The 14,884-nt window shown below is 70.8% G+C and carries 15 protein-coding genes; 6 read left to right on the forward strand and 9 right to left on the reverse strand.

The features are described from left to right. Positions 1-43: 43 nt before the first annotated feature. Entirely contained in the window at positions 44-1,426 is a 1,383-nt protein-coding gene (locus QNO21_RS08045) for an HNH endonuclease signature motif containing protein (protein WP_257519177.1), read from the forward strand. A gap of 124 nt (positions 1,427-1,550) precedes the next feature. Here QNO21_RS08045 and QNO21_RS08050 read toward each other — a convergent pair whose 3' ends face one another. Beyond that, complete coding sequence (locus QNO21_RS08050; RefSeq protein WP_257519178.1) at positions 1,551-2,216, reverse strand: alpha/beta hydrolase family protein; 666 nt, start codon at positions 2,214-2,216, stop codon at positions 1,551-1,553. Next, positions 2,213-2,860 carry a YflT domain-containing protein gene (locus QNO21_RS08055; protein WP_257516442.1) on the reverse strand — a complete coding sequence of 216 codons (648 nt, stop codon included), beginning with the start codon at positions 2,858-2,860 and terminating at the stop codon, positions 2,213-2,215. Before QNO21_RS08055 ends, QNO21_RS08050 begins: the two co-directional genes overlap by 4 nt. Before the next feature lie 73 nt (positions 2,861-2,933). Between QNO21_RS08055 and QNO21_RS08060 the strand changes: the two genes are divergently transcribed. Genes QNO21_RS08060 through QNO21_RS08070 form a run of 3 tightly spaced genes read left to right on the forward strand, consistent with a single transcriptional unit; the run spans position 2,934 to position 5,964 of the window. Further along, positions 2,934-4,220 carry a magnesium transporter MgtE N-terminal domain-containing protein gene (locus QNO21_RS08060; RefSeq protein WP_257519179.1) on the forward strand — a complete coding sequence of 429 codons (1,287 nt, stop codon included), beginning with the start codon at positions 2,934-2,936 and terminating at the stop codon, positions 4,218-4,220. Continuing rightward, complete coding sequence (locus tag QNO21_RS08065) at positions 4,220-4,822, forward strand: DUF1003 domain-containing protein (RefSeq protein ID WP_257519180.1); 603 nt, start codon at positions 4,220-4,222, stop codon at positions 4,820-4,822. The genes QNO21_RS08060 and QNO21_RS08065 overlap by 1 nt, the downstream gene beginning before the upstream one ends. Beyond that, the gene (locus QNO21_RS08070; RefSeq protein WP_257519181.1) at positions 4,819-5,964 is read left to right on the forward strand and encodes an Mrp/NBP35 family ATP-binding protein; all 1,146 of its coding nucleotides are present in this window, start codon (positions 4,819-4,821) and stop codon (positions 5,962-5,964) included. Before QNO21_RS08065 ends, QNO21_RS08070 begins: the two co-directional genes overlap by 4 nt. Positions 5,965-5,975: 11 nt before the next feature. On the opposite strand, the gene QNO21_RS08075 is transcribed toward QNO21_RS08070, so the two are convergent. Further along, positions 5,976-6,359, reverse strand: coding sequence for a twin-arginine translocase TatA/TatE family subunit (locus tag QNO21_RS08075; RefSeq protein ID WP_257519182.1), 384 nt, complete (start codon positions 6,357-6,359; stop codon positions 5,976-5,978). A 70-nt stretch (positions 6,360-6,429) separates the two neighbouring features. Here QNO21_RS08075 and QNO21_RS08080 point away from each other — a divergent pair, with 70 nt between their 5' ends. Next, complete coding sequence (locus QNO21_RS08080; protein ID WP_257519183.1) at positions 6,430-7,062, forward strand: O-methyltransferase; 633 nt, start codon at positions 6,430-6,432, stop codon at positions 7,060-7,062. A 57-nt stretch (positions 7,063-7,119) separates the two neighbouring features. On the opposite strand, the gene QNO21_RS08085 is transcribed toward QNO21_RS08080, so the two are convergent. The 3 genes from QNO21_RS08085 to dapE form a co-directional block, all read right to left on the reverse strand. Continuing rightward, positions 7,120-7,293 carry a DUF3117 domain-containing protein gene (locus tag QNO21_RS08085; RefSeq protein WP_257493131.1) on the reverse strand — a complete coding sequence of 58 codons (174 nt, stop codon included), beginning with the start codon at positions 7,291-7,293 and terminating at the stop codon, positions 7,120-7,122. An 86-nt stretch (positions 7,294-7,379) separates the two neighbouring features. Then, entirely contained in the window at positions 7,380-8,603 is a 1,224-nt protein-coding gene (locus QNO21_RS08090) for a putative hexosyltransferase (RefSeq protein ID WP_257519184.1), read from the reverse strand. Beyond that, on the reverse strand, positions 8,585-9,661 hold the full coding sequence (gene dapE, locus QNO21_RS08095; protein WP_257516244.1) for a succinyl-diaminopimelate desuccinylase: 1,077 nt from the start codon (positions 9,659-9,661) through the stop codon (positions 8,585-8,587). Before dapE ends, QNO21_RS08090 begins: the two co-directional genes overlap by 19 nt. 43 nt (positions 9,662-9,704) lie before the next feature. Between dapE and dapD the strand changes: the two genes are divergently transcribed. Next, entirely contained in the window at positions 9,705-10,652 is a 948-nt protein-coding gene (gene dapD, locus QNO21_RS08100; RefSeq protein ID WP_257519185.1) for a 2,3,4,5-tetrahydropyridine-2,6-dicarboxylate N-succinyltransferase, read from the forward strand. A gap of 3 nt (positions 10,653-10,655) precedes the next feature. Here dapD and QNO21_RS08105 read toward each other — a convergent pair whose 3' ends face one another. The 3 genes from QNO21_RS08105 to dapC form a co-directional block, all read right to left on the reverse strand. Beyond that, positions 10,656-12,260 (reverse strand): L-lactate permease, encoded by a 1,605-nt coding sequence (locus tag QNO21_RS08105; protein ID WP_257519186.1) that lies wholly within the window; start codon positions 12,258-12,260, stop codon positions 10,656-10,658. Positions 12,261-12,365: 105 nt separating this feature from the next. Beyond that, positions 12,366-13,676 (reverse strand): citrate synthase, encoded by a 1,311-nt coding sequence (locus tag QNO21_RS08110; protein WP_257519187.1) that lies wholly within the window; start codon positions 13,674-13,676, stop codon positions 12,366-12,368. A 101-nt stretch (positions 13,677-13,777) separates the two neighbouring features. Then, positions 13,778-14,884 (reverse strand): succinyldiaminopimelate transaminase, encoded by a 1,107-nt coding sequence (gene dapC / locus QNO21_RS08115; protein WP_257516463.1) that lies wholly within the window; start codon positions 14,882-14,884, stop codon positions 13,778-13,780.

The raw sequence follows: 14,884 nt of genomic DNA on the forward strand, positions 1-14,884 counted from the left end.
TTGCGTTCCGTCAATGTCGGTGGCCCTCGGCAGAATAAGGGGCATGAACAGCTCCCCGACCACCACTCGCGACGACGTGTTGTCGTTGACGGATGACGTGTTGTCGTTGACGGATGACGTGTCGTCGTTGACGGATGTGGTGGCCGCGATGGTGGATGCCGACCGTCAGCTCGCCGCGCTCCAAGCCTGGCAGTTGGGACTGCTGGCGCGGGCGGGGGCGATCGCCGCGGCGCAGACCGCGCAGATCCCGATCGCCGCGCAACGGGAGCGGGAGATGCCGTTGCGGTCCGTCGCGGCGGAACTGGGCGCGGCGCTGCGCCAGTCCGACCGGGGCATGCAGAACCGCATCCACCACGCCACCCTGCTGCGCGAACGGTTCCCCGCCACCGTGACGGCGTTGGCGCAGGGGCGGATCGACATCGCCCACGTCCGGGTCATCGACGACGCCGGGGCGCGGATCACCGACCCTGATGTGCGGGCGGTGTTCGAGCAGGCCGCGCTGGCCGTGGCGGAGCGGGAGACGGCGGGGCGGGCGAAGCCGGTCATCACCACCCTCGCGCACCGCATCGACCCCGTCCCGCTCACGGAACGACACGCCACCGCGGCGGAGACTCGGCGGCTGTGGGTGCGGGACCTGGACGACGGGATGGCGGAACTGGTCGCCCTGCTGCCGGCACCGCTCGCTTACGGCATCCGCGACCGCCTCACCCGATACGCCCGCGCGCTCCGCGACCGTACCGCGGGCGAGGCGGCCGAGGTGGGCGAGGCGGCCGACGTAGCGGACGACACGTCAGAACCACCCACTGCCGCAGACTGCCGGACGATGGATCAGCGGCGCGCGGACGTGTTCTCCGACCTGCTGCTCACCGCACACGCCACCGCCGAAGCCTCCGACGCGACCCTCTGCGAGACCGACGCGCTCATCGCCCACATCGAGGTCACCATCCCCGCCGCCACCCTCACCGGCCAGAACATCCCGGCCACGTTCCGCGGACACGGGCCGGTCGACCCCGACACCGCCCGCCACCTCGCTTCCCTCGCCCCCGCCTGGGACCGGCTGCACCTGAACGCCGACACCGGGGCCGTGGAACACACCGACAACTACCGCCCCACCCAGGCCCAACGCCGCCTTCTCCGCGCCCGCGACGAGCACTGCCGGTTCCCCGGCTGCCGCACCAGCGTCTGGCACTGCGACATCGACCACGCCATCGACCACGCCCACGGCGGCCCCACCCGCGTCTGCAACCTGGCACACCTCTGCAAGCGGCACCACACCCTCAAGCACAACACCGCATGGACCGTGGTGCAGCACGGCGGTGGAGTGCTCGTGTGGACCAGTCCCACCGGCCGGGTGTACACCGACGTGCCGCCCCGCACCCTCGAGTTCACAGCGTCGGCCGCCAGCGGGGCTCCGCCACCGTTTTAGGCCGTGTCGATCAAGCTGGTGCGTAGCCAGCACAGGGTTGCGGATGAGCGCGGACTCCCGGCCGCGCTCCCGACGACGCAAGGCAGCGCACCGTAGCGAGGTGCGCGGTGTCCCGCCGGCAGCGTCAGGAGTGCGCGCGCATCCACGCGGCGACGATCGGCGCCAGACTCTCTCCCACGTCGTCCGCGGGGCGCTTGCGCCCCTTCACCTCGAACGAGTGGTTTCCCCCGTCGATCCAGTGCACCGCGGCATCCCGGCACGACGCGACCGCATCGGCGAGCTGCTCGTGCGGGTCGACGAACGGGTCGTTCGTCCCCTCGACGAACAGCTGCGGCGGCCCGACATCGGGCAGATGCGCGACGCGCGGTCTGTCGGGGCGGCCCGGCGGATGCAGGGGGTAGCCGAGGTACACCAGTCCCGCGGGCGAGATGAGGCCCTCCGCCGCAGCCATCGACGCCATGCGGCCGCCGTACGACTTGCCCGCCGCCCACATCGCCAGCCCCGGCGCCTCGGCGCGCAGTGCCGCCTCGGCCGCCCGCCAGGTGGCCACCGCGTGTGCGGCCGGCCCCGGCATGCGACGGCCCGCCTGCACGTACGGAAAGTTGAAACGCAGGGTCGCGACGCCCGCGGCACGCATGCCGCGCGCGAAACCGACGAGGAACGGGTACGAGTATCCGGCACCGGCACCGTGAGCGACCGCCATCGTCGCCCAGGCGTCCTCGGGCGCCTCGAATGCGGCGGAGACCGTCACCTCACCGGCGGGAAGCGCGACGGTGAGTCCGTCGATCATGTCCTCGGGGAGCCCTCGCCGGCGGCGTCGTCGCCCTGCGGCGCGGCCGGAGTGGGCGGCACGATTCGCTCACCGTACCGGGGCGGCTCGTTCGGGTCGTCCAGCGGGGGACGCGGCGCGGGCGCCTGGCCCGGCGCGGGCGTCGCGCCGGGGTCTACGGGCGAGGCCACCGGCGCATCGACGCGTCCCAGCGCCTGGCGGGCCTTGTGCACGCTCGCCGGCAACACCGTCACGTCGTAACGGTCGGCGACGACCTGGGTGATCGAGGCGTAGTCCCGGCGTCGGCGGATGAGCGAATAGGTGATGATGCTCATCAGCATGCCCACGGCGATGCCGACGAAGAGCACCCCGACGAACAGCTGGATCGGCACCTCGGGTGTGCCGAGCACGAAGATCGCGGCGAAGAGCAGTCCCAGCAGCAGTCCGTTTATGGCGCCCTGCCGGGCGGCGGTGGCGTAGCCGAGCCGGCCCGTCACCTTCTCGATGGACCGCAGGTCCTGCCCGACGATCGCGATGTCACGCGCCGGCACGTCTGCCGCGATCATCGCCGAGACGGCCTTCTGGGCGGCCTCGTACGTGGTGAAGCTCGCCACCGTATCGCCGACCGCGTTGCGCCCCGAGCCGAACGGCCCCATCATGCTCATCCCCCCATCTTCGCACGCGGTGTCGCGGCGGGCCCGGGGCGGGCGGCCCGCGACGCCGACTACGCTGGGTCGGGTGAGCACGCAGAGGGTCTTCGTCGCGCGGCTGGTCGGCTGCGCGGTCTTCGACCCCGCCGGCGACCGCCTCGGCAAGGTCCGCGATGTCGTGGTCATCTTCCGCAAGGACGACCCGCCACGCGTGATCGGGCTGGTGGTCGAGATCCCCGGCCGGCGCCACGTCTTCCTCTCCATCGGGCGCGTCACCTCGATCGCGACCGGCCAGGTCATCACGACCGGCCTCATCAACGTGCGGCGGTTCCAGCAGCGCGGCGGCGAGGTGCGCGTGATGGCCGAGCTGCTGGGACGCCGGGTCTACCTGCGCGACGGCAGCGGCACCGCCGTTATCGAAGACGTTGCGATCGACCGCAACCGCATCGGCGACTGGGACGTGTCTCAGCTCTTCCTGCGGCGCCCCAAGACGAGCGCCTCGCCGTTCGCGAAGGGCCCCACGACGTTCGCGGCGTGGAACGAGGTGCGTGAGGACCAGGCGCCCGGCGAGGCCCAGTCAGCCGAGCAGCTGGTGGCGACATACTCCGAGCTCCACGCGGCCGACCTGGCGAACACCCTGCTGGACCTCCCCGCCGAGCGCCTGCTCGAAGTCGCTGAAGAGCTGCCCGACGACCGGCTCGCCGACGCCCTCGAGGAGATGCCCGAGGAGGACCAGATGCACATCCTCGAGCGCCTCGGCGACGAGCGCGCCGCCGACATCCTCGACCACATGGAGCCCGACGACGCCGCCGACCTGCTCGGCCAGTTCCCCGAGGGGCGCATCGCCCAGCTGCTCGAGTTGATGGAGCCTGACGAGGCCGAGGACGTCCGCGCGCTCCTCGAGTACGGTCCGGAAACCGCCGGCGGTCTCATGACCAACGAGCCGATCGTGCTGTCGGCCGAGAACACCGTCGCCGAAGCGCTCGCGCTCATCCGCCGCCACGAGCTGCACCCCGCCCTCGCCGCCTCGGTGTACATCACCCTCCCCCCGTTCGAGACGCCGACCGGGCGTTTGCTCGGGGTCGTCCACTTCCAGCGCATGCTGCGCTACCCGCCGCACGAGCGCTTGGGTGCCATCATCGACGACTCGATCGAAGCGGTCCCGGCGACGGCTCCCGCCTCCGAGGTGGCGCGGCTGCTCGCCACCTACAACCTCGTGTCCCTTCCCGTGGTCGACCAGGGGCACCACCTCGTCGGAGCGGTCAGCGTCGACGACGTGCTGGATTACCTGTTGCCCGAGGATTGGCGCTCACCCGAACCCGCTCCACACGCCGCGGCAGCCCTGCGGCCCGGAACGCCGACGGGGAAGCGCTGATGGTACGCGCGAAGAAGGCCTCGCTCGAGGCGCCCCGCGGGCGGCCCGGCGTGCTTCCCCGCCAGCCGCAGCCGTCGAGCGACCGGTTCGGCCGTTTCACCGAGTGGATCGCCCGCGCGATGGGCACGCCGCTGTTCCTGCTGATCCTGAGCCTGTTCTGCATCGTCTGGCTCAGCTGGAACACGTTGGCGCCGATGAACCTGCGGTTCGACTCCGCCGCCAACGGCTTCACTGCGCTGACGCTCATGCTCTCGCTCCAGGCGTCGTACGCGGCGCCACTCATCCTGCTGGCGCAGAACCGCCAGGACGACCGTGAGCGCGTGCAGATCGAGCAGGACCGCCAGCGCGCCGAACGCAACCTCGCCGACACCGAGTACCTGGCCCGCGAGATCGTGGCGCTGCGCATGGCGCTGACGGATGTGACCAGGGAGGTGGTCACGAAGGACGTCCTACGCCAGGAGCTGGCCCGTGCCCTCGAGCAGCTCGACGACCGGGATGCCGCGCGCGACCGGGCCGCACAGGACGCCCCCGCACCCCGACACCCCGACCTCGAGGCCGACGGCGGGCGCGAGGGACACCAAGACGGAACGGGCCGGTCGTGACCCCCCTCGACGACGCCGTGCGCGCGGCAGTCGGCGCTGTGGTCGACCCGGAGCTGCGCCGCCCCCTGTCAGAGCTCGACATGGTGCGCGACGTCGCGGTGCACGACGGCGTCGCTCAGGTCGGGGTCGACCTCACCATCGTCGGCTGCCCCGCCGCCGCCCGCATCGAATCCGACGTCCGCACCGCCGCGGCATCCGTCCCCGGCGTCACCGCCGTCGACGTACGCGTGGGTGTGATGACCCCGGCGCAGCGTGCTGCTTTGACGGAGCGCCTGCGCGGCGGGCGCGCTGCGCGGCAGATTCCCTTCGGTCCCGACTCCCTCACCCGCGTGATCGCCGTCACCAGCGGCAAGGGCGGCGTCGGCAAGTCGACGCTCACCGCCAACCTCGCCGTGGCCCTCGCCGCCCGCGGGACGGCCGTCGGGCTGATCGACGCCGACGTGCACGGGTTCTCGATTCCGGCGCTGCTGGGACTCGTCGGACCCGACGGGCTGCCGCCCCAGCCCACGCGCATCGACGAGCTCATGCTTCCGCCGGTGGCCTACGGAGTGAAGACGATCTCGATCGGCATGTTCCTCCCCCGCGATGCCGCCACGCCCGGCGCCGTCGCCTGGCGCGGACCCATGCTCCACCGCACAGTGCAGCAGTTCCTCACCGACGTGTACTTCGGGGACCTCGACGTACTGCTGCTGGACATGCCTCCCGGCACCGGAGACGTCGCCATCTCGGTGGGTCAGTTCCTCCCCCACGCCGAGGTGCTCGTGGTCACGACGCCCCAGGCGGCGGCATCCGATGTGGCTGTGCGCAGCGGGCTGGTGGCGCGCCAGACCGGTCAGCGCGTGATCGGCGTCGTGGAGAACATGGCCGCCATGACCCTGCCCGACGGCACCGTGCTCGACCTGTTCGGCTCGGGCGGCGGGCAAGCGGTGGCTCAGGCGCTGTCGACCGACGGTCACGCCGTTGCGCTGCTGGGAACGGTGCCGCTCAGCCCGGCGCTGCGTGCCGGCGGCGACGCCGGGGTCCCCGTGGTGCTCGGTGCCCCCGGCGACCCGGCAGCGGCTGCGATCACCGCACTCGCAGACATTCTGCTCGCGCAGGGGCGCGGTCTCGTCGGCCGATCCCTGCCCTTCTCCCCCGCCTGAACCTCAGCGGCTCAGGTCGCCTCCGAATCGAAGGGTGGCGGCCCCTCGGGGCGCTTCACCGGCGGTGACGTCGGCGTCGGGGCCGCAGCAGCGGTCACCGCGGCGCCGGCCGCTGCCGCTCGCACCGTGGGCGTGGGCGCGTCGTCGAGGAGCGCCTCACGGATGATCCGTCGGGGGTCGTACTGGCGAGGATCGAGCTTGCGCCAGTCGACGTCGTCGAGGTCCTCGCCCATCTCCTCCTTGACGCGGGTCTTCGCACCCGAGACCCACTCCCGCACACGCACGGTGAACCGGGCAAGGGCCTCGGCGTACCCGGGCAGTCGGTCGGGTCCGATCAGCATGCCGGCGATCACGGCGATCAGCAGCAGCTTCTCCCACGTGAGCCCGAAAACCATGCCTCCAGGTTACCCGTGCGCCTGACCGGTCGCGGCGCTCCGGCCGCGTACGCTGACAGCTGGAGGTCCCATGGGCGAGCACGACGCGAACCGCAGGTTCGCAGCCGAAGTCACAGTCGAACCCGACGCGATCAGCAGGGCACGCGCGCACGCGCTGGAGCTCGGCGCCGATCCCATCAGCGCTCCGGTCGGTGCCCAGTGCGCGGTCATCGCCGCGGCGTCCAAGGCGCTGAACATCGTGGAGGTGGGCACCGGGGCGGGGGTCTCCGGGCTCTGGCTGCTGCACGGTTCGCCGCGGGCGACGCTGACCACCATCGACGTCGAGCCCGAGCACCTGGGCGCGGCCCGCCAATCCTTCGCCGCGGCGGGTGTCGCGCCCGCCCGGGCACGTTTCATCACCGGGCGCGGATCGAGCGTCCTGCCTCGCATGAACGAGGCGTCCTACGACATCGTCCTGATCGACGCCGATCCGGAGGGCGTCATCGAGTACGTCGAGCACGGTCTGCGACTGGTCCGCGCCGGTGGCACGGTCCTCGTGCCGCGTGTGCTGCACGGCGGTGCGGTGGCCGACCCGGTACGGCGCGACGCGGTGACCAGCGCCTACCGTTCCCTCATCCAGGAGACGCAGTCCTCCCCCGCTGTCATCGGGGCACTGTCGATCGTCGGCGAAGGGCTGCTGCAGCTGACCACCGTCGCCCACTGACGGCGAACAACGAAGCGGCCGGTCAGAACTGACCGGCCGCTTCGCGGAGGGAGCGTGTCACGCAGGGTTCACAACGCCGCCGAGGACGCTGTACAGCTCTTTCGCCTCGTCGTCGTTGACGGAAACGACCAGGCGACCCCCACCCTCGAGCGGGACGCGCACGATGATCAGGCGCCCCTCCTTAACGGCCTCCATCGGTCCATCCCCGGTTCGCGGCTTCATGGCTGCCATTACGGGCTCCTTTTCCATATAGGTGTGGTCCCTGAGTTTATCGTGTGAAACCGACGCCGGATGAACGAGGCGCGCGGAGGAGTCGCTCAGGGCACGCGCCAGAAGGTGTCGCCGAGGGCGTACATCTCGTGGATCCACCACCCTTGGGCGACCAGACACACCACCAGCGCCCCGATACGCCATACCCACGATCGGGGCACGGCGACCGCTCCCCACAGCGGCGAAAGCGGCAGCAGCAGCCGGAATGTGCTCGATTGCGGGAAGAAGACCGCGAGCAGATAGAGCAGGTAACTCGCCGACCACAGGCGCAGGTCGACCCCCAGACGGCGCGCCGTTCGCCCTCGCCACAGCCACAGCGCCGCTCCTGCAACCGCGGCCACGAGCACCACCACCCCCACCGCCGGCGGCAGACCCAGCTGACTCGCCCAGAAGGCGCTCGCCTGCACGACGCCTTCGAAGGGCACGAAGCCCGCCTCGGCATTCGGAAGCCAGACGCGGCGCCACGCCAGCTCGGTGGCCAGATACGCGTCGGGCCGCCCGGTCACCAGCGCCGCGATGCCGATCCACGAGAACCCGACCACGGCGGCGAGGAGCCCTGTCGCGACGATGTGCACGACATCCCGCCCCGGAAGGGGGGTGTCACGACGGATCACCCATCGGTGGATGCCGTGGAGCGCGAGGAACAGCGAGACCGCCAGCACTCCGGGGCGGGTGAACCCCATGAGAGGCACGAGCAGGTAGAGCCATGCGTACCGGCGTCGCTGCACCTGCCACAGTGCGAGCAGGAGCAGGAGGAGGAACAGCGACTCCGCGTAACCGACGTGGAACAGGGCCGCCAGCGGCGACGATGCGAACAGCACCGCGGCCCAGAGCGCCGCGCGTGCGCCGATCCGCTCGCGGAGCAGCCGATAGAGCACGTAGGTGGCGCCGTACCCCGCGACCAGCGACACCATGGACGCCCCGGCCACCCACGATCCCAGCGGTGCGCCGACCACGGCCGCGACCGCCGGGTACACCGGGAGGAAGGCCCACGCGTTCTCGGCCACCTGGCCGCCGTCGGTGAGGGGCAGCTCGGTGGGGTAGCCCGAGACCGCCACCAGCCAGTACCACTGCGCGTCCCACCCGGCGAGGAGGTCCGCCAGTGAGGCGTCCGCTCCGAACCGCGATCCCGGCCCCGAGGCGCGGGCGGCCAGCAGCAGCAAGCCGGTCGTGACCAGACGCGCACCGAGGTAGAGCACCCCGATGCGCAGGGACGCCGGGAGCGCCTCCCAACGTCCAGCGATGCGGGTGGTCAGGCGCCGCTCAGCCATGCGCGCAGACCGCGCTCCACGGCCTCGATCTGCGAGACCGCCACGCGCTCCTCGTCGTGGTGGGCCAGGTGCGGGTTGCCCGGACCGTAGTTCACGGCGGGCACCCCCAGCGCCGAGAACCGCGCGACGTCGGTCCAGCCGTACTTGGGGCGGGGCACCGCGCCGACAGCCGCGACGAACTCCTGTGCCAGCGCGGCGTCGAGGCCGGGACGCGCGCCTTCGGCGACATCGGTGATCTCCACCTCGTATCCCGTGAAGATCTCGCGCACGTGCGATTCCGCCTCGGCGGCGTCGCGACTGGGGGCGAACCGGTAGTTCACCTCGATCTCGCAGAGATCGGGGATGACGTTGCCGGCGACGCCGCCGGTGATGCGCACCGCGTTGAGACCCTCGCGGTAGACCAGGCCCTCCACCTCGATCTGCTGCGGCTCATAGTCCGTCAAGCGCGCGAGCACGGGGGCTGCGGCGTGGATCGCGTTGACTCCCATCCAGGCCCGCGCGCTGTGGGCGCGGGAGCCGTGGGTGCGCACCACCGCCCGAAGCGTGCCGTTGCATCCCCCTTCGACTTCGCCGTCGGAGGGTTCGCCCAGAATCGCGAAGTCCGCGGCGAACAGGTCGGGGCGGGTGCGCGCGAGGCGCGTCAGCCCGCTGCGCGACGCCTCGACCTCTTCGTGGTCGTACCAGAGCCAGGTGATGTCCACCCGCGGGTCGACGAGCTCTGCGGCCAGCTTGAGCTGTACCGCCACTCCCGCCTTCATGTCGACGGTGCCCCGTCCCCACAGGTAGGGCTCGCCGTCGATCTCGATGTCGCGCGTGGGCAGGTTGGCGTTCACGGGAACGGTGTCGATGTGCCCGGCGATGGCGACGCGCTGCGCGCGGCCGAGGTCGGTGCGCGCCACGATCGTGTCGCCGTCGCGGTGCACCTGCAGGTGCGGCAGCGCGGCAACGGCTTCATGGATCGCGTCGGCGAGCGTCGTCTCGTCGTCCGAGACGCTGGGGATGTCGCAGATCGCCCGCGTGAGGTCGAGAGAGGATGCGCTGAGGTCGAGCCGTGGCATCCCCCGAGTCTAGCCAGCGCGCACCGGCCGATATTCTGGAGGGATGAGCGATGCACGATGGATCTGGGCCACGGGACTGACGACCACCGCCGCTGACGGCACGGTGCTCGACGCCTGGTTCCCCCACCCCGAGACGGGGCACCGCCCAGTGGACGTCGACGCCCAGGCTGAGTTCGAGGGACTCACCGGACGCGACGAGCGTCGCAGCGTGACCGTGTCGCCGGTGTCGCTGGAGATCGACCTGGATGCCGCACCGTCCTCCACGCCCGACGCCTATCTGCGGTTGCACGCCCTGTCGCACCGCCTCGTCGAGCCGAACGCCCTCAATCTCGACGGCATCTTCGGTCACCTCCCGATCGTCGCGTGGACCAACGCCGGCCCGATGCTGCCGGAAGACGCCGCCGCACTGCGGCCGTCGCTGCAGCGCCACGGCATCCAGGTGCAGGGCCTCGACAAGTTCCCGCGTCTGACCGACTACGTCACGCCTGCCGGGGTGCGCATCGCCGACACGGCTCGCGTGCGACTGGGCGCGTACCTCTCCCCCGGCACCACCGTCATGCACGAGGGCTTCGTCAACTTCAACGCCGGCACGCTCGGCGCCTGCATGATCGAGGGCCGCATCTCGCAGGGGGTGGTGGTCGGCGACGGCAGCGACGTCGGCGGGGGCGCGTCGATCATGGGCACGCTGTCGGGGGGCGGCAGCCACCGCGTGTCGATCGGCGCCCGCACGCTGCTCGGCGCGAACGCCGGCATCGGCATCTCACTGGGCGACGACTGCGTCGTCGAGGCCGGTCTCTACGTCACGGCCGGAACGAAGGTCGTTCTCGCGGGCGGGCCCACCCGCCATGACGGCACGCCGCAGGTCGTGAAGGCCGCAGAGCTCTCCGGGCGGTCGGGCCTGCTGTTCCGTCGCAACTCCCTGACCGGTGCGGTCGAGGCGGTCGAGCGCACCGGCGTGGGCGTCACGCTGAACGAAGCCCTGCACGCCTGAGCGTCAGAATGCCATGTACAGCGTGAAGCACCAGAGGCAGATGAAGGCCAGCATCCCGACGCTGTAGAGGATCGACGCCCGCAGGATCTCGCTCTCGCGGCCCGAGAGCCCCACCGCCCCCGCGGCGATCGCGATCGACTGCGGCGAGATGACCTTCCCTGTGTTGCCGCCGGCGGTGTTTCCTGCCACCAGCAGGGCCGGGTCGGCCCCGATGCCCTGCGCGGTCGCGACCTGCAGCGGCGCGAAGAGGGTGTTGTTGTTGACCACCGACCCGGTGAGGAACACGCCGATCCAGCCGATGATGGGCGCCAGCAGCGGCACGAGGGGGCCGATCGCGGCGAGGGCGTTGCCCATGGACGTCGACGCCCCGGCGTAGTTGGCGATGTTCGCCAGCGCCAGGATCAGCGCGATGAGCACCAGCGCCTGCCAGAGCGACCGCACGGTGCCGACGAGCTCCCCGCCCAGCGACGGGCGGCGGGATCTCGGGGTGGTGAGGTACGACACGATCACCGCGAGGAGGATGGCCGTGCCGGTCGCATTGAGTGGCGTGAAGCCCCAGGTCGCGGTGACGACCGAGCCCGCTGCCGTAGTCACTTCGCCCGTCAGCCCCGGGATCGGAATGGCGAAGACGGTGCCGGCCAGCGCGCCACCCTCCGCGAAGAGGTTCTTGAACGCCGGCAGGCTCCACACCAGGATGAAGGCGGTCAGGATGTAGAAGGGGCTCCAGGCGGACGCGATCTGGCCGAGGCTGTGGCGCTCGGCGGCCGGGGCCTCCGACCCGTCTTCACGGAACTGCCGCCTGGGCTGCCAGACCCGCCCAAGCAGGAAGAGGGCCACCATCGCGCCGAGCCCCGCGCCGAGGTCGGCGAGCTCCGGGCCCAGGAACCACAGCACACCGCCCTGGATGCCGCTGAAGACCACGGTGACGAGCAGGGTCGCCGGCAGCGTCTCGCGCAGGCCGCGCCGCCCGTCCAGGATCATCACCAGCAGGAACGGGATCAGCAGGGTCAGCGGCTGCAGGATGACGACCATCGACCGCGACAGCACCATCACGTCGATACCGGTGACCTGTGCGCCGACGATCACCGGGATGCCGATGGCGCCGTAGGCTCCGGCCGCGGCGTTCGCCACCAGGGAGATCATGGCGGCGCGCACCGGCCGGAACCCGAGTTGCACCAGCAGCGCCGCGCAGATGGCGATCGGAACGCCGAATCCGGCCGCGCCCTCGAGGAAGGCCCCGAACGCGAAGCTGATCAACAGCACCTGGATGCGCTGGTCGCCGGAGATGCCCCCGATCGAGGCGCGGATGACGTCGAATCTTCCGCTGGCCACCGCCAGTCGGTACAGCCACACGGCCATGACGATGATGTAGGCGATCGGCCAGATCGCGGTGAGCACGCCGATCAGCGCCGACCCGCCGACCGTTTCCAGCGGCATCCCGAACGGCCACATGGCCACGATGATCTGCACGACCAGGGCGATGATGGCCGAGAGGATGCCGCTCAGCTTGATCGCGACCAGGCAGACCAGGAACACCACGATCGGAATGGCCGCCACGAGGGCCGAGAGTCCGATGCTCCCGAAAGGGTCAGTCGTCTGTTCCCACATGGCGCCTCCGCTCGTACGGCAGGTCGTGCGGGAGTCACGCTACCCGGCGAGGGGCATCCTGGTCACCCCTACCGCTGCGACGGCGCGGGCCGCCGCGGAACGGGCTTACACCCCGGGGTAGTCGCGGCGTCCGGCGCCGGTGTACAGCTGCTGCGGGCGGCCGATCTTCGTCTGCGGGTCGTTCTGCATCTCGCGCCAGTGGGCGAGCCAGCCCGGAAGCCGGCCGATCGCGAACAACACGGTGAACATGCGGGTCGGAAAGCCCATGGCCTTGTAGATGACGCCGGTGTAGAAGTCGACGTTCGGGTAGAGCCGGCGCTCCTGGAAGTACGCATCGTTGAGTGCGATCTCTTCGAGCTCCTTGGCGAGGTCCAGCAGCGGGTCGTGCACCCCGAGCTCGGTGAGCACCTCGTCGGCCGATTCCTTCACGAGCTTCGCGCGCGGGTCGTAGTTCTTGTACACCCGGTGCCCGAAGCCCATGAGCTTCACGCCGTCTTCCTTGTTCTTCACACGCTCGACGAAGCGCTGCACGCTCTCGCCGGAGTCGCGGATGCGAGCCAGCATGTCGAGAACGGCCTCATTGGCGCCGCCGTGCAGCGGCCCGTACAGGGCGTTGATCCCGGCGGAGATCGACGAGAACTGGTTGGCGCCGGTGGAGCCGACCAGGCGTACGGTCGAGGTGGACGCGTTCTGCTCGTGGTCCTCGTGCAGGATCAGCAGACGCTCGAGCGCCCGTGACATGACCGGGTTGATCTCGTACTGCTCGCTCATGACGCCGAAGTTCAGGCGCAGGAAGTTGTCGACGAAGCTCAGCGAATTGTCGGGGTAGAGGAACGCCTGACCCACGCTCTTCTTGTGCGCGTAGGCGGCGATGACGGGGAGCTTCGCGAGCAGGCGGATGGTGTTGATCTCCACGTGCTCGGGGTTGTTCGGGTCGGACTGGTTCTCGTAGTAGGTCGACAGCGCCGCCGTCGCCGACGAGAGCACCGACATGGGGTGCGCCGTGTGCGGCAATGACGAGAAGAACCGCTTGATGTCCTCGTGCAGCAGGGTGTGCCGGCGAATGCGCTCGTCGAACGCACCGAGCTCGTCGGCAGTGGGCAGCTCGCCGTACAGCAGCAGCCAGGCCACCTCGAGGTACGTGCTGTTCTTGGCCAGCTGCTCGATCGGGTAGCCGCGGTAGCGGAGGATCCCCTCATCACCGTCGATGTAGGTGATCGCCGACTTCGTCGCCGCGGTGTTCACGAACCCGTAGTCGAGGGTCGTGTGCCCGGTCTGCTTGGTGAAGGTCGACAGATCGACGCCGGCGGCACCGTCCGTCCCGCGCAGGATGGGCAGTTCTGCCGTGCGCTCCCCGATCGTGACCGTGGCTACGGACTGGGGGGCTTCTGGCTGCTGGGTGCTCGCGTCGCTCACGAAGCCTCCTTGCGGTCGGGGTCGTCGGTGAATACAGCCTAACGGGCTGTCGGGCCTACTCCGTTCCCCGCCAAAGGATGGGGAGATCCGGTGGATGAATGCTACGGATGCGTGAGCCGCCGCGCCGCCTCGGCGATGCGCTCATCGGTCGCGGTGAGAGAGAAGCGCACGTGCTCGGGGAAGTGCGGCCCATAGAAGTGGCCGGGGCCCGCCAGGATGCCATGCTCGGCCAGCCGGCCGAGGCTCTCCCACGCATCGCGACCCTCGGTGGCCCACAGGTACAGCCCGCCCTCGCTGCGGTCGATGCGGAAACCGGCAGCCTCGAGCGCAGGCTTGAGCACCTCGCGCCGACTCCGGTAGCGCGCCTTCTGGTCCGCGACATGGGCGTCGTCGGCGAGGGCCGCCGCCGCGGCGGCCTGCACCGGCGCCGGCAGCATGAGACCCAGGTGCTTACGGGCGGTCAGCAGGCGGGAGACCAGAGCCGGATCCCCGGCGAGGAACGCCGCGCGGTAACCGGCGAGGTTCGACTGCTTGCTCAGGGAGTACACCGACAGCACGCCGCCGAGGTCGCCATCCGTGACGCGCGGGTCGAGGATGCTGGGAACCGGATCGTCGGCCCAACGCCCTTCCCAGCCGAGCTCGGCATAGCACTCGTCGCTTGCGATCACGGCGCCGAGTTGGCGAGCCCGCGCGACGGCGCGGCGAAGCTCGTCGTGGTCGAGCACACGTCCGTCGGGGTTGCCGGGCGAGTTCAGCCACACCAGACGGGTCGCTTCGGGCCATTCGGCCGGGTCGTCGGTCGCCAGCGGAGTCGCGCCCACCAGCCGCGCTCCGACTTCGTAGGTCGGGTAGGCCGCACGCGGGTGCACGACGATGTCGCCGGGTCCGAGGTCGAGCAGCAGCGGCAGCAGCGCCACGAGCTCCTTCGAGCCGACGGTGGGCAGCACGTGATCGGGCGTGAGCGCAGGCACGCCGCGCCGACGCTCGAACCAGTGCACGATCGCTTCGCGCAGGAGCGGCGTACCGGCAGTCTGCGGGTAGGCGTGGGCGTCGGTGGCTGCCGCCAGCGCCCCCGCTACGGCCGCGGGCGTGGGATCGACGGGAGACCCGATCGAGAGGTCGACGATGCCGCCCGGATGGGATCGTGCTGTGGCCGCATAGGGCGCCACGGCATCCCAGGGGTAGTCGGCGAGGTCACTGACCCCCAC

The sequence above is a fragment of the Microbacterium sp. zg-Y818 genome, from assembly GCF_030246905.1.
GTDB lineage: Bacteria > Actinomycetota > Actinomycetes > Actinomycetales > Microbacteriaceae > Microbacterium.

Bases quoted from the DNA above. Each gene is read 5' to 3' on its own strand.
- QNO21_RS08045 (WP_257519177.1), top strand. From the start codon at position 44: ATGAACAGCTCCCCGACCACCACTCGCGACGACGTGTTGTCGTTGACG.
- QNO21_RS08050 (WP_257519178.1), bottom strand. From the start codon at position 2,216: ATGATCGACGGACTCACCGTCGCGCTTCCCGCCGGTGAGGTGACGGTC.
- QNO21_RS08055 (WP_257516442.1), bottom strand. From the start codon at position 2,860: ATGAGCATGATGGGGCCGTTCGGCTCGGGGCGCAACGCGGTCGGCGAT.
- QNO21_RS08065 (WP_257519180.1), top strand. From the start codon at position 4,220: ATGGTACGCGCGAAGAAGGCCTCGCTCGAGGCGCCCCGCGGGCGGCCC.
- QNO21_RS08075 (WP_257519182.1), bottom strand. From the start codon at position 6,359: ATGGTTTTCGGGCTCACGTGGGAGAAGCTGCTGCTGATCGCCGTGATC.
- QNO21_RS08080 (WP_257519183.1), top strand. From the start codon at position 6,430: ATGGGCGAGCACGACGCGAACCGCAGGTTCGCAGCCGAAGTCACAGTC.
- QNO21_RS08085 (WP_257493131.1), bottom strand. From the start codon at position 7,293: ATGGCAGCCATGAAGCCGCGAACCGGGGATGGACCGATGGAGGCCGTT.
- QNO21_RS08090 (WP_257519184.1), bottom strand. From the start codon at position 8,603: ATGGCTGAGCGGCGCCTGACCACCCGCATCGCTGGACGTTGGGAGGCG.
- dapE (WP_257516244.1), bottom strand. From the start codon at position 9,661: ATGCCACGGCTCGACCTCAGCGCATCCTCTCTCGACCTCACGCGGGCG.
- dapD (WP_257519185.1), top strand. From the start codon at position 9,705: ATGAGCGATGCACGATGGATCTGGGCCACGGGACTGACGACCACCGCC.
- QNO21_RS08105 (WP_257519186.1), bottom strand. From the start codon at position 12,260: ATGTGGGAACAGACGACTGACCCTTTCGGGAGCATCGGACTCTCGGCC.